Here is a 22,936-nt window from a genome sequence, read left to right as displayed (position 1 = left end):
GTAGAAATTGCAGAATTGGAGCGGTTGCAGCTGGCATATATCGAAAAAACAAAGTCAATCCGTGTCGCGGTGCGACGCGCCTATCGTGAGGTGGCAAATGCCAGAGAACGGGCGGAAATCGAAGAAACACGCGTGAGAATCTTTGAGCAAAGGTTACGAACCATAGAACGCGTGCTGGATGAAGTCACGGTTGAAATACCGGGGTATCAAAATATGACTTATAACGATGCGTTTCAAACACAAGCGCAATTTACAGAAGCACAACGTGTCTTTTACCAAGCACGTCGAGATTATGCCAAGGCAAAGGAACAACTTCGAGAAACAATGCAATGGATCGAATAACAATCAGCAGTCAGTCGTCAGGGGTATTTGATAGGGGTATTTCTGCGTATTTCCCCAGGTTTTCTACGTATTCCACGAAAAGCCTCTTCACCGACAGCCATAAACAAGGAGAAAAATATGAGAAGTGCTTTAACAATACACGCTGAACTCGACAATTTCGATGAGCAGGAACTTGTTGCGCGTGCCCAGAACGGCGATACAGAGGCGTTTAACCCACTCGTGTACAAATATCAGCAAAAAATCTATAATCTGATTTACCGCAAGGTTCGTGACCGTGAGACAGCAAAAGACCTCTGCCAAGAGGTGTTCTTGAAGGCGTGGCAGGCACTGCCCAACTTCAAGGGGCAATCCGTATTTTACAGTTGGCTTTACCAGATTGCTATCAATCGTAGCATTGATTTTCTCCGTAAACGTAATAGACAACGTGTTATAGGATTCGAGGAATTACCTCAGAACGCAGATGATACACTCCAAATGACCGAGGTGCAACCTCCGCCTTGTGTACTTCTCGAAAAGAAAGAACTCGAACACATTATCCGTAAAGCTACCGACCAGCTGCCTCTTAGTCAACGCACCGCTTTTTGCCTGCGTTACTGGGACGGACTTCCGATAAAAGAGATTGCATCACGTTTGGGTAAGTCGGAGAACACCGTTAAAACATACCTATACCACGCACGTCGGAAACTCCAGCACCTGCTGCTTCCCTATCTGCAAAACGAACCTCTTGCATGGTACACGAAAACTTGAACCCAAAGGTGTCTACTAAAGCTAAATCTCTTGGAGACAACGTCTGATGTAAGGCACATCGTCCACCCATAAACCATCAACACCACCCGCTTTCTGCGGCGAGACTGCCCAAGCGACATCTTTCGCCGTCTGAATGAATCCAGCATCCACAAAAATACCGTTTGCCCGGAGTTCCTTGACTTGGCGCGCAACAGTCTGCGTGAACGTGTTATAAAGCCCGAAGTGATTAATCCCGCTCCAACCTAAGATGATGCGGTCTACATCAATAGCAGCCGCTGCCTTGCGGAAGTTCGCTGCTGGATTAATGAGAATCGCGCTTGTCTGCAACCTCGACTCTAAACGTTTCGCCTCTACAAGCAGATGCTTTCGGAAGTAAAATGTGAGAATATTGACAAGATGAACGACCTCAAAGTGGCGGATCCGTTCTATGATGATTGGAAGTAGTTCTGGTGTGTCCGTCTTCGGCTCAACGAAACACGGCATTTGGTTTTCTCGTGCGAAACGGAGTGCGTCGTCAAGGTGGGCAACAGGTTCATTAGATGCCTCCATCGTGAGTTGCTGTACCTCTTGCCAAGTGAGATCACTCAGGGATCTGGAACACCCTGTAGCTTCCCGAATACTGTGTCGGTTGAAGCCAACGTGAATTAGGACAGGTTGCTTATCTTGGGTAAGACAGACATCACACTCATATCCATCAGCACCATCCGCCAATGCCTGCCTGAAGGAAGCAAGGGTGTTTTCGGGTGCACGCCCCATGCCGCCTCGATGTGCGAAAAGCCGAATGTCCATTTTTTAATTTTTCCCTGCGGTTCGGTCAGATGGATTGGATATTGATGTCCTATTCCGTTTTATGCCACATTCGCTCAAAATTATCTTGGGGGGCAAAACCTAAGATGCGTTTTGTTTTGACATTCGAGAACTGCTGATGCGGTAAATCTGCGAAGATATTGAAAATCTCGCAGCGTGACGGGAGATCTTCCAAATCAATCTCTAAACCCAGTCGGAAGGCTTCTCCTGCATCCCGCCAACTGACAGAAAACGGATTGAGATCGGTGCCTTCCGCTGAATCTTCGTGTTCCCGGAAACTAAGGAACAGATAACAGAGAACATAGATGTCGTAATGTTCAGTGAAGACTTTACAGATTTCCTGTCCTAACCCCTTAGTCAACGGATAGAGTCCGGTGCTTGTGTGTGGTGGAACATCCGGATTAATCTCGTAATCGTAGGTGGTATAGTCATCGCCTTGGATAGTGAAATGGGGTCCCGTGTTAATAACGCGACGGATACCATGTTCGACAGCGGCGCGCATCGTATTGTAACATCCACGCGTGCTCACATCGAAAGCCAGCTGCCGATCGTGTCGTAGGACGGAGCAATTGAGAATCGCGTCCATCCCTTCAGCTGCTCGCAGAACCTGATCCAGTGAACCGACATCGATGTGCATCGATTCATGCTTCGTTTCAATGTCGTTGATGTCTGTGACGCGCAAAGTATAGTAAGGCTCCAACGCCTTGACGACATGCGGTCCAAGATACCCGTTACCCCCTAAAATAAGAACTTTCATTTTTTAATTTTTCCTTGCGGTTCGCTCAGATAGGATTTCGGATTGACGTTCCTTTGCGTAGAGTCGCCCTCCAAATGTAAAGCAAAGACAAATTATGCCATTTAAGGCATAATTTCATTACGGGCTACAATTTCGGTTCAGGAACGGCATGGAAGACTACCTATCGGCTATGGTACGAATTGCGGATTGAACTGCAGATGCCCTTTGGCTTTCCCGATGGAAAAACGGGAGCCAGGAAACTCTGACTGGATGTGAAAGATTCGCCACGGCGAGGAAGATTCAAGTGCTCCTTGAAAGGCGGTGACAGCATCGTTCATCTCAAGCCACATTGAATCCGGTTCGGCGGTTACGGCAGCATCTACAGTACCGAGATTACCGAGGCGAAGGCACGTCACATTGAGCTTGCCCTCGCGACCGAATTCTCTACACGTGAACTCGCCAAGATGCTTTGAAAGCACGAAACTATCGACAGATGGACGAGGTCGCCAACTCTCTGTAACCGTCCAGTCTTCACCATGTTGCTCAAAAAGGCGGAGTGTGCTTGCGTAAATGGCATGTTTTACGCCTTCTTCCGATGCTGCCATCAGTAGGTTATAAGTGCAACGCGTCTGATAATCGATAGCGTAATTGTCGGGTTGGTCAGCTTCGGAAACCAGGAGATCAGACGGTATCTCGGCGATGTGGATAATGGTATCTATGCCGCGCACCAGTTCGTTGGTTGACTCGTCGTGTCCAAGTTCGCTTTGCACGAACGTTCCTTCAACAGTGTCAACGGGATACAACTCTGTCAAGCGGAGTGTGTGTTCTTCCGCCAATGCTCCCGCTACGTTGCGTGCCAGTTCAGAACCAGCGGAGGTAATCAAGATGTTCATATTTTTAATTCTTCCTTTCGGTTCTACAAAGCTTCTCGAATTTTTGCTGCAATGTTGCCGATTTCCTCCATATCCCCTTCACTCGGTCGCCAGGGTAACCGGAGCGGGTCGCCTTCCCATCGCGGGACGAGGTGGAGATGGAAATGAAAAACGGTCTGAAACCCTGCGGCTTCATTCGACTGAACGAGATTAAGCCCATCAGTGTTCAATGCCGCTCGGATCGCGTTTGCGAGCGGAATCGAGGCTTGCATAATTTTACTGCCTATTTCTACAGGGATATCATAGATATTTCGATAGTGTTGCTTTGGTATAATGAGGGTATGCCCCGGGTTTGCGGGGGCAATATCCATAAAAGCCAAGACGTGTTCATCTTCATACACTGTTGTTGCCGGAATGTTACCAGCAACAATGGAACAAAAGATACAATCCATTTTTTATTTCCTTACGTTTTTTTAATTATTCCTCGCAGTTAAACAATGTCGGTGTTTTGCTTGGGGGTTTCCCTAAGAACTTTAGCATGCCTTTCTTATATCCGCTCTCCAAATGTAAAGCAAAGACAAATTATGCCATTTAAGGCATAATTTCATTACGAACTACGCATTTTGAATTAAAAAATAGAAGCGTTGCAAAGAATGAGTCTCTTTATTATTTTAGCAAATTCGGCACAGAAAATCAATTGGAAACTTGTCCTCCAAAACGCAGAATTGTGATATACTGATTTACCAGAAAACGAGAAAAAACAGTCAAAGATAAAAACAAAGGAGAACCAAAATGAAACGGATTTTCGCCCTTCCAGTCATAACACTGCTCGGTATTTTTGCCAGTTTTCTCCTCTTCGGGTGTGCCAGTAGACATATCAAGACTGAGACATCCGAAATACGCTCTGAAGATGGCAACACTGCCCATCTGTCTACAGATAAAAATGTAAAGGCGCAGCCCACCAAAGAAGATTTCACTACCGGGTCCAATCCGTCCAAGAACCATCCAGATAACATTCGTCTGCATAACCGACTTATCAAGCAGTTTGGGGACATCCCGCAAGTCCACACTTATATCCGACTCAAGCAAAAACTGGAGCGTGGCATCGGGCTTAGCATTGATGAGGCAATAGAACTCTACACTGCAGAAGTCTACCTCTATCCTACGCCTGCCGCAAAGGAGATGTTAAAAGACCTGAAATCCGACAAAAAGCGATACGAAAGACTCGGAATCCCAGCAGATGTACCCGTATTGACAGACACCCCGCCAAAAGAAAACTTACCGCCGCCAGATTTTGTGCTCGTTAACCCTTTCACGGACAACCCAGATAATCCAAGTCCCCACAATCCATTGATAAGGAAATTCGGGGATATTCCAGAAGTTCGCACCTATATGCGACTCAAACAAAAATTTTACAGCGGCATTGGGTTTAACATTGATGAGGCAATAGAACTCTACACTGCAGAAGCATCCCTCTATCCGTCAGATGCCACAAAAGCAAACTTAAAAAGGTGGAAAAAGGACAAAGAGCGATACGAAAGACTGGGGATCTCAATGGACCGACCTGTATTGAGGTACACCGGGGAGACATCCTATAGCAACGGCAGAATAACAACTATTCTCCCTGATGGCAGCAAAACCATATACGATTTCCGTGCGGAAGGAGATCGTATAGAGGTCCCATCGCAAGCAGAATCCACTTACACAGACGATGCAAGCGATGAAAAATCCCGATAGATGCAAAATTTTGCTGGCGAGATTTTAAACCTCGCCAGCGGGAAAAAGGAATCTAATTTTACTTCAGCATCCTAACGATATGTCTTAAATCCAGCCTCCACACGCGTTTTACGATAGAGGTTTAGCACATCACCCTCAACGCGGGCAGTCGCTTGTCTGCCATCGCTGAAGGTCACCTGAAATTGTGTATCGGAGTCCTGTGAGATCGTCTCTGGTTTCGGTAAGGGAATATCCTTCTGTTCCGCCCACTCTTGAATCAATTTCGTGAGGGAATCTGCGTCACTCGGTGCGAATTTTGCGTCCTTCAATTCAATACTGAAAGCTGGCACACTCTTCTTGACATAATTAAACCAACGCGCCGTCCGTAGAAACGGCACGAGCGCCTGCAATGCTTCAGCAGTGCCAATCCGAGCCAATGCCTCCGAAGAGAATCCACGCACATACGCCGACTCGCTCATCAATGCCTCCCACAATGCCGGGATAGCTTCCGTCGCATCTGGTCCAATACGAGTCAACGCCTGCGCCGCAAAGAACGCTAAATCCGTGTCTTCGCGATCTTCCAGGACCTCTAACAACGCCGGGACTGTTTTCGACACTGGCACTTTAATCATCCCCAATGCCGAGGTTGCATGCCGTCGCACCTCTTCCGATTCATCCGTTAATAACGCAATAAGTCCATCAACCGCCTCTGCTGCGACAGGCCCCATCTCGCCTAATGCATACGCTGCTGAAGCGCGCACGTTCTCGCGTTTGTCCTGTAGAGCCGTTATGAGTTCAGACACAGCTGGCGTACCCGTTGCCGCGAGTCCATGCGCGGCATCACAGATATGGAGAATCGGCTCCATATCAAACGCCTCTTTCTCTGAATCAAGCGCATCAACGAGGGGTTTAACAGCCGGTTCACCGATCGCACCAAGCGCATAGATGGCGTTCCGACGGACAGGTTCATAACTATCTTTGAGGGCATCGACCAGTGCGGGGACAGCCTCCGCAGCAACTGTTCGCACTGTTTTAGAGCAAGTTTCGGCTTGCAAGGGACGCCAAAAACCCAATTCGTTGGCGGCTTTCATACGCTCGTTCGGATCATCTGCTTTCAATGCCGCAACCGCTGATGCTACATCTATCGTGGTATTTGGACGGTCAGTGTCATATAGATCGGTCTTGCCGGACATCCAATTCCAGATATACGTCCAGAGGATCTCCGCATCGTAAGGAACGTGGTTAACTTCAGGGGGTTGCCACAGAGAGGTTTCACTGTTCCATGAAGGTGCCGTCGGCTGCTCAGTGCGCATGAAGACGAATTTCATCCCGTAGCGATTCAGAGGAACATAGTTCTGCAGGAACGAATGCACCATATCAAAGTGCATAATCCACACCGTGCCGAGTTCACCGGACATCGGAACCAGATTACGATTCAGGAAACCCTCAGAAAGCAGTCGCGTCCCGTTTCCACCTTCTGCATGTATCTCGTGCCGTTGACGTTCGCCATCCAACATAAATTCTCGGATGTATTGCGTCCCCGGAATGATACAGGTCGGTCCTTGTTCAGCGAGACACGGTTGCGGATAATAGAAGAGAATCGCCCAGCGAGGTGTTCGATGCCGTGGTCGCTTCCCACCGGCGTGTCCATCTTTATGCAGCGGCATCATCAACCGCTCTTCGCCATCTTCCTTCCCGCTCGGTGCACTTCCTAAAAAATTGGGGTGGCAATGCCGATGCGGGTGCATGACATACCCGTTCCCCAAAATGCTGGTGAGCGCACCGCGCACCTCTGGAGATTCCAAGACTACCTGAAGTTCTGGCACCACCGGTAAAATGTTATTGAGTGGGTTGTGTTGCCTATCGCCTCGGAAATCCGTCGCTCCTTCAAAGAGTTCATCGGTTTTATCATAGATGGTCTCGTGGATGTGTGTCGGCACGTCAGCGGTAACGTTGACATACCCATTCACAATAAAGTGGCGAATCTGTTCATCATTTAGAAGCTTCTGATTTTTAATTTTTCCTTGCGGTTCGGTCAGCTGGATCTCGCTTATCAAGAGCCTTCCCGTATATCCGCCCTCCACTTCGTTACGGGCTGCGTATCAAGAACCTGCGCGTAATGGAGCGCAGTCAGATGCCCAAAAAATAAAAATTTTTAATACCACGCCGCCTTATTAACGACGTTCTGCAACGGTGCACCCTCGGCGAACCGACGTGCATTTTCCAAGAGAATTTCAAACCGTCGTGCTGGAAGGTTCTCCGCGTCTTTTACAGCGATGTGTGGCGTTATCAACACATTGGGCAGATGCCACAACGGACTTTCAGCAGGTAAAGGCTCAATTTCAAATACATCCAAGCCGCATCCGGCGATAATCTCCCGCTCAAGTGCCTCAACAAGGTCGGCGAGTTTCGTCGTCTTACCGCGTCCGATATTAATGAAGTAAGCCGTCTGTTTCATCCGCGCGAAGCGATCTTTGTGCCACATTCCCTCGGTTTCAGGTGTATGTGGGGTTGTGGTTATCACAAAATCGGCGAGCGGGAGGAGTGCGTCAAGTTCCACGGGTTCGTGCTTCTCTACAAAAGGCACTTCATATTCCCATCTCGGATCGACACCGACCACCTTCATCCGGAATTGATCGCAAAGTCGCGCGGTTTCATGCCCGATACCGCCAACCCCAACGATTAACGCCGTCGCTTGTGCGAGGTCGATGTATCCACTTTTGCGTGCATCTTTCTCCCAAACACCTTCATGTTGTGCATCCATATAATAAGGTAGCCCACGAGAAAGCGCAAGCACAAACATCATGATATGCTGCGCAATATGGTCATTGTAAATACCACGTGGGTTACAGGCGACGACGGGATGCTCGATCAACGCTGGATAATAATAGCCTGGAAAAGGACCTGCAGCAGGGTTCTGTAGCCATCGCAGGCTTTTCGCCAAGGGTAATTGTTCCGGTGACACCCACCCATAGACAGCATCTGCATCGGGGAGGTGTTCGTTCACTGCCTCGTCTGTCTCCGGTAAAACGATAGTGTACGCGGGCAATTCATTTTCGAGACGTTCAGCCCATTCGCGTAATTCCGCGTCCTGTGGTGGCATGATTATAAGCTTTGGCACGGGTTCTGTCCTTTCTGTAAATTTTATGTCTAAGATATGCCCATTTTAGCACAGTGGTATCAGAAAATCAAGACCTATTCTACTAAAAAACGCTTGAATGTCCATAGGATCTGAATATAATAGAGTCATTAGCAACCAATGAAAAATTATAAGTTAAAATACTGAGAAACCATTATGTCCTCGCCACTCAAAATCGACTTTGACAAAGGCACCCTCATCTTACAGAACGTTCCAGAGGTCCTCCAAACACGATTGCCAAACATCCGCTGGGACGAACGCACACTCACCTTCCGTGCGCCCGCCTACCGCTACCGGCATATCGTTTCGCAACTGCGCGCACACGACATCGCGTATCAGGACACAGCACGAGAGTTTACAGTCAGCCCCTTCACACATCAAAAATCAATGTCCCCTTATCCTTACCAGACCGAGGCAATAGACGCATGGCACGCCAACGGCAAACGCGGCGTAGTGACTCTCCCCACCGGTGCAGGTAAAACCTTTATCGCGATTCTGCTTATCGCTGACACGCAGCGTCCTACACTCGTACATGTGCCAACAATCGACTTAATGCACCAGTGGTGCTCCGTGTTGAAAGAACACTTCGGACAAGAGGTAGGACTTTATGGGGGTGGCTATCACGAACTGAAAGATCTCACTGTAACGACGTATCAATCCGCTGTCATGCACGCACCATATTACGGAAATCGATTCGGCTTCGCCATTTTCGACGAATGCCACCACCTACCGAGCGATCAATATCAGTATGCAGCAATCAGCAGCATTGCCCCTTTTCGATTGGGATTGACAGCCACACCGGAACGCGTTGATGGGAAAGAAAGCCGACTCTATGCGCTCGTTGGCGAACCCTGTTACGATATAAAGGTACAAGAACTCTCTGGGAAAACGCTCTCCGAGTATAGGGTTGTCACCATAGCCGTTGACATGGAAGACACAGAGCGGGTTCAGTACGAAGAAGCCCGTCGCACCTATTTAGACTTCCTCAAACAGGAGCGCATTAATATGGGGTCCCCGCGCGGCTGGCACCATTTTCTCTGGAAAACCTCTCAAACAGAGGAAGGACGTGCCGTCTTTAAAGCGTATCTCGCCCAAAAACAACTCAGTTTTGCTTCAACTACAAAACAGGAATGGGTCTGGAAACTCATTCAGAGGCACAGTGGCGATCGGATCCTCATTTTTACACAAGACAACCATACGGCGTATCAACTTGGCACGCGTTTCTTTCTACCGGTGCTAACACATCAGACGAAACCCAAGGAACGGAATGATTTTTTGAACAAGTTTCGCGATGGCACCTATTCCATCCTCGTCACCTCAAAAGTCCTAAACGAAGGTGTAGATGTCCCGGAAGCGAATGTTGGCATCATCGTCTCAGGAAGTGGAAGCGTTCGAGAACACGTTCAACGATTAGGGCGCATCCTCCGCAAGCAGGAAGGCAAACAGGCAGTGCTTTACGAACTCATCTCCAAACAGACCAGCGAACATTTTGTTAACAAGCGACGCAGACAACACCACGCTTACCAGCCTTCTAAAAGGTATAATTAAAAAATGCTCACCAAAGACCTACTCCGTTACAAAACTCAAAACGGGCAAATTCATCCACAATTCATAAAGCCTACCGATACGAAATTATTGGCAATTGCTGAGCAATTGATCGCAGTTTTTGAAGAATCACCAGATAAGCCACGCGCGACGCTTTTAGAGACCAGCAAGCACATCATTGATAGCACAGCGGGACCGCTCATAATCAAACGCGGATTTGAAAAACTCCTGTTAGATCGGACAGAGTTTGATACTACGCCCAACGAAGAACTCATTGCGTTTCGACAAAAATTCTTCACGGAGACGAGCCGCTTGCTTTCACAAGAACAGTTTGAAAATTACACAGATTATGCACAAGCCGCGTGCGCGCTTGCAGGAGAATGTAAAGTGTTAGGGACGACAGAAGAGTCGCGACCAGAGGTCGCTCCGATAGAAGTGGAGAATCTGACTGCTAAACTCTATGCAGACCTACCGAGTTGCCAACCCGTTTTGGCATTCAAGACGCTTTCTGCTGAACATTTGCTCCACCGTTATAACGCCGCACAGGTTCAAGGGTTGCTTCTCCACAGCAACAGTCTCACGCTAAAACTCGCTGACTCCCTGACAGCCGAACTTCGTCAACTGTTCAAGTATCTCAGATTCAACCAGCTCCTTTCCACAATCCAGAAAGAGAAAACCGAAAACAACGAAGTCTATCAGATTACGGTGGACGGACCGCTCAATCTCTTTTATAAAACAAAACGGTACGGCATGAATTTGGCGAATTTTTTCCTTGCGGTGCTGCATCAACCCAAATGGGAACTTACAGCGGAGATCCAGTTCCGAAATAAACAGGGTTATGGATTATCGCTCAACGAATCGTGTGGCGTTAAACCGATTTCACGACAGTTCCTCGCCTATATCCCTGAAGATATCCAACTCTTCCAGACGATGCTCTGTAACAAAACCGATGACTGGCAGATCCGTCCCGGAAGTCAGTTCATCCCTTTACCGGGGGACTTCTACTGCTTTCCAGACTATCAACTCGTTCACAAAAGCGGTGTAGAAACCGTCATTGAATTATTTCATCCATGGCATCAAGGACACCTCATTGCGCGACTTAACACCCTCGCTGAACAGACGGATGTGTCCCTTATCCTCGGTGTCTCAAAGGAGTTGGAAAAAAAACCACTTATCGCGGAAGCACTCGCAGCATCTACATATTTCTCGCAGTTCGGCTTCACATTTCGAGATGTCCCAACTATACGTACCTTGCTCCCGATCCTGAACGCACTTGTGTAACCCAACAAAGCATAGTGCCCAAAAAATGTGACATTCTATCACTGATGTGGTATCCTTAACGGGAGAAACTCGTAAATCCTTAGCACCAAAACTTTCCGCAAAAAGAAGAACGCATCATGGACACCGGAACACTAAATCCCAACCTTATCGCTGCACCCCATGAGGTCGAACTTTCAGCAAAACGGCTTGCATGTATTTCTACGACTTCGCAAAAGTTTATTGACGAAAAGGGACTCGCGGGTGCGGTCACGGTTGTAGCACGGCGTGGTAAAATCGCATACTTCGAGGCATTCGGCACGATGGACCTTGAAGCGGATAAGTCGATGCAAAGAGATACCATCTTCCGTATCTATTCAATGACCAAGCCGATCGCCGCTGCTGCAGTCATGATGCTCTGTGAGGCAGGAAAACTGCATTTGGATGCCCCAGTTTCAGTCTACCTACCAGAATTAGGTGGACTGAAAGTAGGAGCGGATACAGATGGAGAATTACTCACATGGGTTGAAGCGGATCGGGACATGACTGTTTGTGATCTGATGCGCCACACCGCCGGACTGCCCGGTGCTGCCCGATACATGGCAGGACAAACACCGATCGACAAACGCTATCGCGAGGCGGGGCTACACCTCCTGCATGAATGCGATCTGCAAGAAATGGTCGAGAGGCTTGGTAGGATTCCGTTGTTGTACCAACCCGGAACAAAATGGCACTATAGCATCGCCGCAGATGTTTTGGGAAGATTGATTGAAGTAACTTCCGGTCAGCCTTTTGATGCGTTTTTAGCAGAACGGATCTTTCAACCGTTAGGTATGCATGATACCGGTTTTTATGTGCCGAAGGAAAAAATAGAGCGTTTCGCAAGTATGTCCGGTCCAAAACCGGAGGGAGGTTTGCAAACCATTGATGCCCCGGAGGGTGGAACGGGTCATATATCCAAAAACAGTTTTACACAGAAACCGAAATTCTTATCTGCCGGTGGCGGCTTGGTCTCTACCGCTACTGATTTTGCTCGCTTTTGTCTGATGCTCTCAGACAAAGGTGTACTTGAAGGCGAACGGTTGATGACATCGGAATCTGTCGAATTGATGACGCGCAACCATTTACCAGAACATTTGATACCGCTCGATAAAAAACCGGATGAACGTTATGCTGGACTCGGTTTCGGATTAGGGGTCTCGGTTCGCGTCAAGCAAACCAACTGGATACCGGCTTCACAAATCGGTGAATACGGCTGGATTGGCGGTGCAAGCACCGAATTCTGGATTTCACCGCGAGATGAATTGGTGGTAATCACCCTTGCCCAGCATATCCCGTTTTCCGAATTGAGTCAAACCCTTAAGCCTCTCATCTACGCAGCGATCTCAAAGGAATAGTTTTTGGCAAAAATGAAACGCTCAAAGTGTCTTGGAATCCTTTTTTACTGATAACTAATATCTGATAACCTATACCTACAACATGATTATCAAAAATAACCCTGAACACGTCAGTACAAATCAGATAGTGCTGTTTCCGTTTGACGACTACAGCATCCCGTTTCAACACGGTGTCCGTTTACAACTTGTGCCTTATAGAGCTGGAGTCGATCGGACGCGAATTGTGGTGTCTCCGGGTCCGCCCGGCGCGCCAGACAGTGCCTGCGTCATCTACTACGGGTCTGTTCACCGCGTCGGCGACGAACTCTATATGTGGTATCTCGGACACGGAGACGACGAAAGTTGGCACCAAAGGGTGTGTTTCGCAAAAAGCCGTGATGGATACAACTGGGAGAAACCGGAACTCGGACTGGTAGCATATAACGGCTCCACTCAAAACAATCTCGTCGATATACAGGATGGACAATACCATATTCAGGCGTGTGTGGTGTATTATGAGCCAGACGACCCCGATCCGACACGTCGGTTCAAAGCTATTATTGAGACCTCGAAATATTCCCCAAAATTCGCAGTCATGTTCAGTGAAGACGGACTTCAATGGCGCGAAGCGGAACGGCACCCGAATCCACCCTCCTGTGAGATGTCCGGTGTTACGAAATTCAACGGATGCTACTATCTGAGCGCGCACGGTGGAAGCCATATCGGTCCCACACGGCAGATGGTGATGTATGCGTCCTACGATTTTGAACATTGGATCGAGGCATCGTGCTTAGGGTTCAGGAGGGGCAATATCCCACCAAGATCTGTAGTGTCCGGGGCACACCAAGGGGAACAGGTCCATCTCGGTGCGGCACTCTGGAATCGTGGGAATGTGATTCTCGGTTTTTATGGGCAGTGGCACGGACCGGAAAATAACGATCGTCGGCACGTGACGATGGATCTCGGTTTGGTTGTCAGCAACGACGCTCTGCATTATCGCGAACCGATTCCAGATTTTCAGATGGTAGAAGCGGCAGAAGACGATTTTGAGCATCTCCCAACACCGATGAATTTCAAACACGCCGCACTTATGCAGGGACAAGGCTTTGAGAACGTTGGTGATGAAACGCTTTTCTGGTATGCCCCGTGGCCAGAGCAACTGAGTAACGGTGTCCGGATCGCAACGTGGAAACGCGATCGGCTCGGCTATTTCCAAGCGGCAGATATGCGTCGAAAAACAGATGAACCTCACCACGTAATTTCGGCACCCATTGACCTTGAAGGACAGTCTTGCACGGTGGCACTGAATGTCGAAGGTTTATCGGAATACAGTCAGGTTACACTCGACATCTTAGACGAGCGTTTTCAACCCATCGAAGGGTATACCAGAGAAGACTGCCTCCCCCTCACATCGGGTTTTCATCAGACGGTGGCATGGAAAAACGGGAAACAGATTGACGGGAGGCATGGTCCAATCCGAATTAGGCTGAATTACGTCGGAATCCGTCCAGAAGACCCAAAAGTCTATGCCATCTACGTGGAAAAATCGGAGACCCCTTGATTCCAATCTTATCTTCTGCTAAAATTTAACGGAAAGATGGAGGAAAATTATGGCTCTTCTATATGGACTGAACAAACTACCCCTGAGTGGGTTAATGTTAATTACAGGTTTGATGCTTTGTTTCACTGCATGCGGTCCGAAAGCGATTCCTTATTCACAAAGCACAGACGCACCTGAACCGAACTCCGTTGCCGTCGCACACTATAATTGGGGCATGGCGTATGCCAACGATGGCGACTTTGGACAAGCCATCATGGAACTCAGCTTGGCAATCGAAAATGAACCCGGGTGGGTAATGCCATTTTTCACATTAGGCGTTGTCTATGGAAATTTAGGGGAACTCGACAAAGCGATTCAAGCATGGGAGCGCGCCACTCAGTTAGATGCTGACTTCGCGAAGGCACATTACAACCTCGCTGTTGCCTATTCACATAGGGCAGAGAAAGGTCTCTCAATTGCCTCGTTGCGTGAGGCAATTCGCGTGGACAAGGCAGCACTTTCCGCCGCGAAAACCGAACCTGCATTTGACCACATTCGTAACTCTCCAGAATTTCAAGAATTAGAGAAAGACACTGAATCCAATTAGCAAGACCTCAGCGACAAAATATGGCACGCTACACAACCCTTTCACCTACAGAACTCGACCGCATCGTTTCACAATATCTGATTGGCACGGCACTGAAACTCGAGGAGATTCCCGGCGGATTTGGGAACAGCAACTTTAAACTGACGACCACAGACGGGGAATTTCTGCTTAAAATCTGTGATGAAAAAGATTCGATAGAACTCAACATGCAAATTACGCTGTTGCAACATCTCCACCAACATGCGTATCCGACGGTATATCCCATTCCAACGAAAGACCAGAAACACCTCACACAGGAGACATTCGGCAGTGTGATGCTTTATCCGTTCCTGCAAGGGGAACAACCAGAATCCTCACCAGGGACGTTGGCACAACTCGGTGAGGCGTTGGCAAAACTGCATTGCACTCCACCAATCGCCGGGCTGCCCCGTTTCGCAATGGGGATTTCACAAATGATCCCCTTTTTCGAGGAGATCCACGGCACGCCATTCGCCACGCATCCTTTCGTTGAATCGTTGAAATCGCAATTGGAGTCGATGGAACCACAACTCAACGCGCCACTCCCGATGGGGCTTCTACACGGAGACCTTTTTTTGGATAATGCCCTTTTCGACGGCGATCAGATGGTTGCGATTCTCGATTTTGAGGAAGGATGTTATGACACATTACTGATCGATGTTGGAATGACGCTTATTGGTTGTTGTTACACACCAGAGAATCAACTAAATCTTGAAGCTGCCCAGCGATTTTTAGACGCTTACAATGCCTTGCGTCCGTTGACAGAAAATGAGCGGCAGTGTTTAGATTGTTTTGTTCACTATGCCGCCCTCTCCATAGCTTTCTGGCGATTCAGGCAATTTAATATCCGTCGTCCAGACCCACATCGCGCCAATACATATCAGGAAATGATTACCCGTAGTGCTCAATTTAAACTTCGTGATACCACCCACTACCTAAAGGTAGGAGCTTCGGCTTCATAGCAGTTGGTTATAGGTGTTAGAGATGCAATCCAAAACCGTAGCCCGTAATGAAATTAGGTCTCCTTAAATGGCATAATTTGTCTTTGCTTTACATTTGGAGGGTGGATTTGAGAAACGTGCTTCAAAGTCCTAACGCACCTCGTTTCTCCGCAAGGTAAAATTAAAACATGTCTTTAATACGATTAGAAAACGTCACCAAATTGTACGATCCAGACCTGATCCTCGACGATATTTCGGTTTCAATTGAGCATGGAGATCGACTCGGATTAATTGGCCGTAACGGAACCGGAAAAACAACGTTACTTAAAATTATAAACGGTTTGCTTGCTAATTTTAAAGGGAAAGTTATTTCCGCGAAGGGACTGCGTATCGGCTACCTCAGTCAAGAACCGGATCTCGCACGTGACTGCACTTTAAGACAAGAGATGCTCAAAGTTTTTGAAAAACGGCGGGCACTTGAAGACAAGATGCTTCTACTCGCAGAGGAGATGGAAACAGAAGAAGCACCAAACCTTTTAGCATCTTACGCTCGGATTCAAGAACAGCACGAACGACTTGGCGGTTACGATTATGAACACGAGATTAATCGTATCCTCGGCGGCTTAGGTTTTAGTGAACTGGACTTCAATCTCCCGATTGGTGTCCTCAGTGGTGGACAGAAAAGCCGAGCAACACTCGCGAAACTACTCCTCGAAAAGCCAGATATACTACTTTTTGACGAACCCACGAATCATCTTGACATCAACGGGATTGAGTGGCTCGAAAACTATCTCAACGTCGAATACAACGGAGCAGTCCTCGTTGTCTCACACGATCGGTACTTCTTAGATAAGGTCGTCCGCAAGGTTTGGGAACTCGAAGAACACCAGATAAAAATTTATCGTGGAAACTACTCCAAGTACGTCGAAACAAAAAGGGTTGAACAATTAGTCGCAGAACGATCATTCAAAAAACAACGGGCGTTCATTGAACACGAAGAGGACTTTATTCGCCGCAACATGGCGGGGCAACGCACACGAGAGGCACAAGGTAGACAGAAAAAACTGAACCGTTTGGAAAGGGTCGAAAAACCGAAATCCGATGCGGCCACTCTCAGCCTCAGTTTCACGCCGGAAACTCGTGGTGGAAATGACATCCTCCGATGCCAAAATGTTGGCAAAGCATTTGGTGACAAGGTCATTTTCGCGGATTTGAATTGTGAGGTATACCGTCGCGATGTTATCGGAATTATCGGGGCAAACGGCACCGGAAAAACAACGTTCTTCCGAATGATGTTAGGTGATGAAACACCAACCGAGGGGGAAATGTGGGTAGGTCCTACGCTCAAATTTGGGTACTATGCACAAGAATTAGAGGGACTTAACCCGGACAACGAAATTATTGACGAAATCTCTGCACTCCGACCAAAGCATACACAAGGCGAAATACGTAGTTTCTTGAGTAAGTTTCTATTTTCAGGTGATGATGTGTTCAAAAGGATCGGGAACCTAAGCGGAGGAGAGCAGAGTCGCGTACTACTCGCGAAGTTGCTATTAGCGAATGCGAATGTTCTACTTCTTGATGAACCAACGAACCATCTCGACATCCCAGCACGTGAGGCATTGGAAGCAGCACTGGCGGAATACCCAGCAACGCTTTTTATCATTTCTCATGATCGGTATTTGCTAAACAACCTCGCAACAAAATTGTTAATTTTTGACGGTAAACCCGGTGGGACTGCGGAACTTTTCAAAGGCAACTATGCCGAGTACGCGGCACAGCAGCAACTTCGGAAGTCACGCGATCACGATCATCGCGATGGCGTGCTTCCGACAGCATCTCAAGTGAATCAACCGACCCAAAATAACCAAGAAACGCAACACACCCAAACTAACGCACCGAAACCTAAGTCGAAATCGAAACGAAAGCGGAAAATGAAGGCACAGCGTCTCGTCGGCAGTAACTAAAACTGCTAATTTTGTGAAAAATGCAGAGAATTTTAGCAAAAATCCCGAGTTTAGATGAAAAAACACTGAAGTTTACTATTTCTTTGCGGTTTAACTTGACATCTGGAGAAAGTCGGTGTATAATTATTTCATCGCATACGACGGAAAATGTATCCAATATAGGATATAATAACTTTTTGTGATTTAACAGGGGCTTGAAAGCAACACCCTACACCGCCGACCTTCACTCAACAGTAAGTTTGGCTTGAAAGTACCGCCAAAAAATGTCTAAAGACCAGGAATTCCATAATGAAATTGATGTCGTGATGCGTGTGATGCGTCATGCACAAGCGGCCGTCAAATCCAGGTTTATTCAGGAAGTCGTCCCGAATCGGCTGACGATTGTCCAGTTTAACGCTCTCCAACATCTTCATTGGTATGGGCGTGAGGCTGGTATGTCAGTGAGTGAACTCGGCGAGCACTTGGGTCTTGCCCATAATACAACATCCGCCTTAGTCAGTCGTCTTGAACGGCACGGTTGGGTCGTCCGTCGTAAATGTGATGAGGATCGGAGACGTGCGCGGATTAGACTCACGCCACAGTCTGAACAACTTTTCCGAGAGGGTGTCGCACACGCGACAAACTTTTGGGAAAGCACTTTTGGACAATTATCCCCACAAGAGCAAGAAAACCTGATTGAAAGCCTAAAACGGTTGAAACAGGTGATGGCGAAGCCGGTGTGGCCAAGTTATTCACAGTTACACCCACGAGACGCAGACCATCTACAAAAACGGTTTGAAGCCGATCTGGATGAACTTGCACAAGCAAAACTCAAACTTGTCGGGATGCGTTTGATTCTCGCACAAATCGCCGAAAAACGCAATGAACATGAACTCGCAGCGTACTTGAACCAAGCTGCGTCTGAGGAGATACGCCATACGAACCAACTGTTGGCAATGCTTGGACATGGTGAGAATTTCGAGAGACTCCTCTCATCACTCATCCACGAAGATACCCTCGTCTATGAAGAATTGTTATCGTTGCTCGAGACGAATTCCAATACCGAAGAAGACGAGGACTTAATCGTCCTACAACAGATGGTTCAAGACAGTCAGAGATATAAACGTTGGTTTCGCAGTGTCCATAAACAAACGAATCAGTGATTTCCATTTTGTCAATGACCATTTGCGTTTCTGATGACGGTTTAGCGACGTTTGTATAGCAGACTTCGCTGAAAGCATAGAAACCACTTTCCCGGTCAATGACGCTCAGAGGAGAAAATGCAATCCCAAAGCCCAGAAAGCATCCCTCCAGAATGTAACGAGGATGTTGAACTAATTGAGCGATTTCAACAAGGCGACACCGCCGCATTTGATATGCTCTTTACCCGCTACCAAAAACGCACCTATCGTTTGGTACAACGCTTCGTCCCAAACCCTGAAGACGCATCGGACCTGACACAAGACGCTTTTATACGCGCATATCAAGGATTAGGCGATTTCAAGAGCCAGTGTCAGTTTTACAGTTGGCTTTACCGAATCACGGTGAATCTCTGTATCGATTTCCTACGGAAAAAAGCGAGATCGGAAGTACTCTTGTACGATATCGACGAATCCGAGGAACTGCCGATGTCCAATATCCCAGATCCGCGCTCAGAATCCCCAGCAAAAGCAATCGAAAATAAGGAGTTGAGAGCCCATATTCGGAAAGCAGTCCGTCGGCTACCGCCAAAACAGCGGCAAATCTTTATTTTACGACATTGGGACGGGTTATCGCTTAAAGATATTGCGGCTACCGTTGGACGATCCGATGGAACAGTCAAAGCCCACCTGCTCCATGCGCATCGTAATCTTCGAAAACACCTCAGTCCTTACCTGCGAGAAACAGACACCTAAGAACAAACAAAGGGATGCGCGCTTATCCAGCGTGCATACCTTTACGATGTAGGTAAGGCAAAAGGTTTCAAAACACCCTCATGTGGACGACAGTATTCGACATATTTTAAGCGTCTGCTGTTTCATCTGCGAAGAGTGCTTCAACGAAATCCGCACCTGCGAAATCCCGCAAATCGTCGAGTTTCTCACCAATACCGATGAGTTTGACAGGCGCGCCGATTTCCGAATTCACCGCAATGACGATCCCCCCTTTCGCAGTGCCATCAAGTTTTGTAACGACTACCCCTGTAATTGGCACCGCATCATTAAAAATTTTCGCCTGCATTAGGGCATTTTGACCAACCGTCCCATCAACGACAAGCAGTACCTCATGCGGGGCACCGATGTGCGCTCGTCCCATCACACGTCCAATCTTCGACAATTCATCCATCAGCGGTTTTTTGGTATGTAGTCTGCCAGCAGTGTCTACAATGAGTACATCCGCATCGCGATGCTTCGCCGCGTGAATTGCATCGAAAATGACAGAGGCGGGTTCAGCATTTTCGCCGCCTCGAATAAGTTCTGCACCAGCACGTTCACACCAAATACCAAGTTGATCTTCCGCTGCTGCACGGAACGTATCACCCGCGGCAACAAGCACGCTGTGCCCATTCGTAGTAAAGCGCCTGGCAAGTTTGCCAATCGTCGTCGTTTTGCCCGCACCGTTCACACCCAATACTAAAATCGTATACGGTTTCTCATCCTTAATTTCCAACGGTATATCCTCTCCAAGCAAATTGAGAATTTCCGATTTTAGGACGGATGCCAACTCTGAAGAATCGCTTAACCCCTCTGACTTCACCCTTTCTCTGACGTTATCCATTAAAGTCAAGGTGGTATCAACGCCTACATCTGACTGGATTAAAATCTCCTCGATTTCTTCCATCAAATCCTCGTCAATTCTTCTTCCAACCCGCAGGATTCCTGATAATTGGGACAGGAACTGGTCCCGGGTTTTCGTTAACCCCGATTTGAGCCGATCAAACCAGTTCCTCTGTTCATCTACCGCATCGGATTCATCGTGGCTTTTATCACTACCTTTGAACAAATTTCTGAGCATTATCTTTCTTTTTCTCTCCTTATTTTGTGTCTTTAACTTTCAGCAGAAACCTTGCCCGTCTCTTACCTATAATACAATAACGACAAGTAAAAAGGCAACCGAAAATTCGTATCAACACCCACAACAATAGAAAAAAAATATGCTGAGACATCATATCTTTTTAGGGGATAGGTTTCCAAAAAAGAGCGCGATGTGTCAGGGCGTGATGATTCCCTTGAACTTTCCATCATTTTCTTGTATACTAAATTGTATCGTTAAGATACGTTTTTCTTTCAACTATTAAAAACATAACCTTAAAAAATTAAGTTGGAAAAGGTGAGGTGTTTGATAGGGTGTCTCCTTAAGAGACCTCACCAACGAAATAAAAACGCATCTATACTTCATAAAAACTTCATAAAATGAGGAACTTATCATGAAAATGTACACACGAAACCTACTGGCTCTACTGGCGATAACACTACTCTTCACCGCCTGTGCCAGCGAAAAACAACTCGAAGAAATCATTGAACAATCCGAAGAAGAAACCACGAATTGGGAAGAATCTACCCACCCCGAAGAACCGGTAGTAGCACTCCCCGGTTTGCCCGATGATGTGGCAGGTTACACACAATGGCTTAAATTGAACGCAGAACCTATCCCTCCGCAGGGTGGCGGTGACCCACACAACGGGACAAAAAACGTTTACGTTAATCAAACACGAGACACCATTGCACCGAACGGGACCCAGCAGTTCCCATATCCGGATGGAAGTATCGTCGTAAAAGATGCAACTCGTCCAGGTAAGGATTATATCGGGCTTATCGCAATTATGCGGAAAAAGGCAGGCACTGACCCCGATCACAATGATTGGGAGTTCACTGAATACCTTCGAGACGCGCCAGACACTGAGTTCAGCCTCAAATTTCAAGGGCGTATCTGTTGGGGATGCCATGCCCAAGTCGAAGACATCGATTACGTTTTCACTGAACTTGAGTAAAAGATAAGGAGAATCTTTTGAATTCACACGACAACGACTGGGTGAGATATCTGAGTAATATCACTCCACTGCCAAGACCGTTGGATATATCCAGAGGGGCACCGTTGCTTCTATGGCTCGCGCTCATGGTTTCTGGTATCTCACTCAGTCTTTTTTTCCCAATCGTTGTAGAAGCACGCCCTGAGTTTGCAACCGAACTTGGGAAAGAGTGTAGCTTTTGTCATCTCGATCCGGCGGGTGGTGGACCCCGCAATCGGATCGGCGAAATTTTTGAAGAGAACTATTTTGAATTCCCCGAAGATTTCGATATGGAAGCCGTGACCGAAGAAGTCAAGGAGGTCGTCAAGCGACTCACAACTTCCCTTGACTTCCAGACCGCTTTTATCAAGACAACACATGTCAGTGAAGAAGGCAGCGAAGGGAGTGGGGCGATCGCTGGATGTAATTCATGCCACTCTTCGGTCGACAGATTTCTGCTCATGCAAGCAGAAGTAACATTCAACGCAGAAGCCTCTGAACATGTTCGGCTTACCCTTTCCAATAACGCAGGAACAACGATGAATGCATTTGCGACGGTAGATGCGATTCCAAAACACCTCTATGTCAAAATTGGACAATTTCGACTGCCATTCGCTATCAAACAGAAGGATCATAACATCGTTGTCCGAGAAGGATATGGGCTTGGTTCTAATAAACGGGATGTCGGCGTTGAAATCGGTGGAAGTGCTGGAAAGATTTTCTACAATGCAGCTTTCTTTAATGCCAGTACCTCCGTCGCGAAAGGCGGACTCGGAACCCTTGGTGCACAACTCGGACCGATTCGAGCGGGAGTGTCCGCAATACTTGAAAAACCGACCGAAGACTGGGAACGACTCATCGGTGCATTTCTCACAGCTTCCTACGCAGGTGTGAGTATCGAGGGTGAATTCAATTTTGGAAATAGCGGAGAGGTAGCCTCTTTCACACCGGATGCAGTTGATTCAAAAGGATACTACATCGGGGCAAAATATCGTATTCTTCCCCAATTCACCCTCGCCGGTCGATACGGTCTGTTTGACCCAGATCGAAGGGTTAAGGGAGATGCAAGCCAACGGGTCACACTCAGTGCACAGTACAATTTCATCGAAAACGGGGCAATTTCCCTCTTTTATTGGGTAAACCTTGCCAACGCTGACCGCAATGCCGACGACACCATTAAAGACAAAGGCACACTACGCCAACTCCAGGGGACAGACCAGATTATTTTGATGTCACGATTTTGGTTCTAAAGACGCCTACGTTGGCATCAAGATGCTCAATTCTATTCAGAACACGTTTTTGACTCAAACACCATCCAAAAATGCTTGACACATAGGGACGGATCCCTACATCCGTCCC

At 47.6% G+C, this 22,936-nt stretch carries 21 protein-coding genes; 14 read left to right on the top strand and 7 right to left on the bottom strand.

Annotated elements, in window-relative coordinates; genetic code table 11:
* Together J4G07_06855 and J4G07_06850 are read left to right on the top strand one after the other, a co-directional pair.
* Positions 1 to 342: hypothetical protein (locus tag J4G07_06855; protein ID MCE2413707.1), on the top strand; the 342-nt coding region annotated here is incomplete at its 5' end.
* 117 nt (positions 343 to 459) lie between these two features.
* Positions 460 to 1,089: a sigma-70 family RNA polymerase sigma factor gene (locus J4G07_06850; GenBank protein MCE2413706.1), complete on the top strand. Its 630-nt coding sequence runs from the start codon at positions 460 to 462 to the stop codon at positions 1,087 to 1,089.
* A 21-nt stretch (positions 1,090 to 1,110) separates the two neighbouring features.
* Here the strand turns inward: J4G07_06850 and J4G07_06845 are convergent, their stop codons facing one another.
* The 4 genes from J4G07_06845 to J4G07_06830 form a co-directional block, all read right to left on the bottom strand.
* Positions 1,111 to 1,878, bottom strand: a complete 768-nt coding sequence (locus J4G07_06845; protein ID MCE2413705.1) for a hypothetical protein — start codon at positions 1,876 to 1,878, stop codon at positions 1,111 to 1,113.
* A 49-nt stretch (positions 1,879 to 1,927) separates the two neighbouring features.
* Complete coding sequence (locus J4G07_06840; protein MCE2413704.1) at positions 1,928 to 2,653, bottom strand: NAD(P)-dependent oxidoreductase; 726 nt, start codon at positions 2,651 to 2,653, stop codon at positions 1,928 to 1,930.
* Between the two features lie 167 nt (positions 2,654 to 2,820).
* On the bottom strand, positions 2,821 to 3,525 hold the full coding sequence (locus tag J4G07_06835; GenBank protein ID MCE2413703.1) for an NAD(P)-dependent oxidoreductase: 705 nt from the start codon (positions 3,523 to 3,525) through the stop codon (positions 2,821 to 2,823).
* Between the two features lie 23 nt (positions 3,526 to 3,548).
* On the bottom strand, positions 3,549 to 3,956 hold the full coding sequence (locus J4G07_06830) for an HIT family protein (protein MCE2413702.1): 408 nt from the start codon (positions 3,954 to 3,956) through the stop codon (positions 3,549 to 3,551).
* 340 nt (positions 3,957 to 4,296) lie between these two features.
* Here J4G07_06830 and J4G07_06825 point away from each other — a divergent pair, with 340 nt between their 5' ends.
* On the top strand, positions 4,297 to 5,241 hold the full coding sequence (locus J4G07_06825; GenBank protein ID MCE2413701.1) for a hypothetical protein: 945 nt from the start codon (positions 4,297 to 4,299) through the stop codon (positions 5,239 to 5,241).
* A gap of 71 nt (positions 5,242 to 5,312) precedes the next feature.
* Here the strand turns inward: J4G07_06825 and J4G07_06820 are convergent, their stop codons facing one another.
* Complete coding sequence (locus J4G07_06820; GenBank protein MCE2413700.1) at positions 5,313 to 7,277, bottom strand: HEAT repeat domain-containing protein; 1,965 nt, start codon at positions 7,275 to 7,277, stop codon at positions 5,313 to 5,315.
* A 98-nt stretch (positions 7,278 to 7,375) separates the two neighbouring features.
* Positions 7,376 to 8,323, bottom strand: coding sequence for a D-2-hydroxyacid dehydrogenase (locus tag J4G07_06815; protein MCE2413699.1), 948 nt, complete (start codon positions 8,321 to 8,323; stop codon positions 7,376 to 7,378).
* Positions 8,324 to 8,515: 192 nt separating this feature from the next.
* Here J4G07_06815 and J4G07_06810 point away from each other — a divergent pair, with 192 nt between their 5' ends.
* From J4G07_06810 to J4G07_06770, 9 genes are all read left to right on the top strand, one after another.
* Positions 8,516 to 9,907 carry a DEAD/DEAH box helicase family protein gene (locus J4G07_06810; GenBank protein MCE2413698.1) on the top strand — a complete coding sequence of 464 codons (1,392 nt, stop codon included), beginning with the start codon at positions 8,516 to 8,518 and terminating at the stop codon, positions 9,905 to 9,907.
* A gap of 3 nt (positions 9,908 to 9,910) precedes the next feature.
* Positions 9,911 to 11,185, top strand: a complete 1,275-nt coding sequence (locus J4G07_06805) for a DUF790 family protein (protein ID MCE2413697.1) — start codon at positions 9,911 to 9,913, stop codon at positions 11,183 to 11,185.
* A 116-nt stretch (positions 11,186 to 11,301) separates the two neighbouring features.
* Positions 11,302 to 12,558, top strand: coding sequence for a beta-lactamase family protein (locus J4G07_06800; protein ID MCE2413696.1), 1,257 nt, complete (start codon positions 11,302 to 11,304; stop codon positions 12,556 to 12,558).
* 82 nt (positions 12,559 to 12,640) lie between these two features.
* Positions 12,641 to 14,098 (top strand): hypothetical protein, encoded by a 1,458-nt coding sequence (locus tag J4G07_06795; protein ID MCE2413695.1) that lies wholly within the window; start codon positions 12,641 to 12,643, stop codon positions 14,096 to 14,098.
* Between the two features lie 49 nt (positions 14,099 to 14,147).
* The gene (locus tag J4G07_06790) at positions 14,148 to 14,684 is read left to right on the top strand and encodes a tetratricopeptide repeat protein (GenBank protein ID MCE2413694.1); all 537 of its coding nucleotides are present in this window, start codon (positions 14,148 to 14,150) and stop codon (positions 14,682 to 14,684) included.
* 20 nt (positions 14,685 to 14,704) lie between these two features.
* Positions 14,705 to 15,664, top strand: coding sequence for a homoserine kinase (locus J4G07_06785; protein ID MCE2413693.1), 960 nt, complete (start codon positions 14,705 to 14,707; stop codon positions 15,662 to 15,664).
* Between the two features lie 167 nt (positions 15,665 to 15,831).
* Positions 15,832 to 17,610, top strand: a complete 1,779-nt coding sequence (locus J4G07_06780) for an ABC-F family ATP-binding cassette domain-containing protein (protein MCE2413692.1) — start codon at positions 15,832 to 15,834, stop codon at positions 17,608 to 17,610.
* Between the two features lie 263 nt (positions 17,611 to 17,873).
* Positions 17,874 to 18,752 (top strand): MarR family transcriptional regulator, encoded by an 879-nt coding sequence (locus tag J4G07_06775; protein ID MCE2413691.1) that lies wholly within the window; start codon positions 17,874 to 17,876, stop codon positions 18,750 to 18,752.
* Positions 18,753 to 18,869: 117 nt separating this feature from the next.
* Entirely contained in the window at positions 18,870 to 19,484 is a 615-nt protein-coding gene (locus J4G07_06770; protein MCE2413690.1) for a sigma-70 family RNA polymerase sigma factor, read from the top strand.
* Between the two features lie 106 nt (positions 19,485 to 19,590).
* Here J4G07_06770 and ftsY read toward each other — a convergent pair whose 3' ends face one another.
* A complete protein-coding gene (gene ftsY, locus J4G07_06765) occupies positions 19,591 to 20,583 on the bottom strand; it encodes a signal recognition particle-docking protein FtsY (GenBank protein ID MCE2413689.1) in 993 nt (330 codons plus the stop codon).
* Between the two features lie 412 nt (positions 20,584 to 20,995).
* Here ftsY and J4G07_06760 point away from each other — a divergent pair, with 412 nt between their 5' ends.
* Together J4G07_06760 and J4G07_06755 are read left to right on the top strand one after the other, a co-directional pair.
* A complete protein-coding gene (locus J4G07_06760) occupies positions 20,996 to 21,559 on the top strand; it encodes a cytochrome P460 family protein (GenBank protein MCE2413688.1) in 564 nt (187 codons plus the stop codon).
* Positions 21,560 to 21,576: 17 nt separating this feature from the next.
* Complete coding sequence (locus J4G07_06755; GenBank protein MCE2413687.1) at positions 21,577 to 22,827, top strand: hypothetical protein; 1,251 nt, start codon at positions 21,577 to 21,579, stop codon at positions 22,825 to 22,827.
* The last annotated feature ends 109 nt before the right edge of the window (positions 22,828 to 22,936 follow it).

The sequence above is a fragment of the Candidatus Poribacteria bacterium genome (assembly GCA_021295715.1).
Taxonomy (GTDB): Bacteria; Poribacteria; WGA-4E; order WGA-4E; family WGA-3G; genus WGA-3G.
Note: the sequence above shows the minus strand (reverse complement) of the source record. Positions and strands in the feature narration are given on the sequence as shown.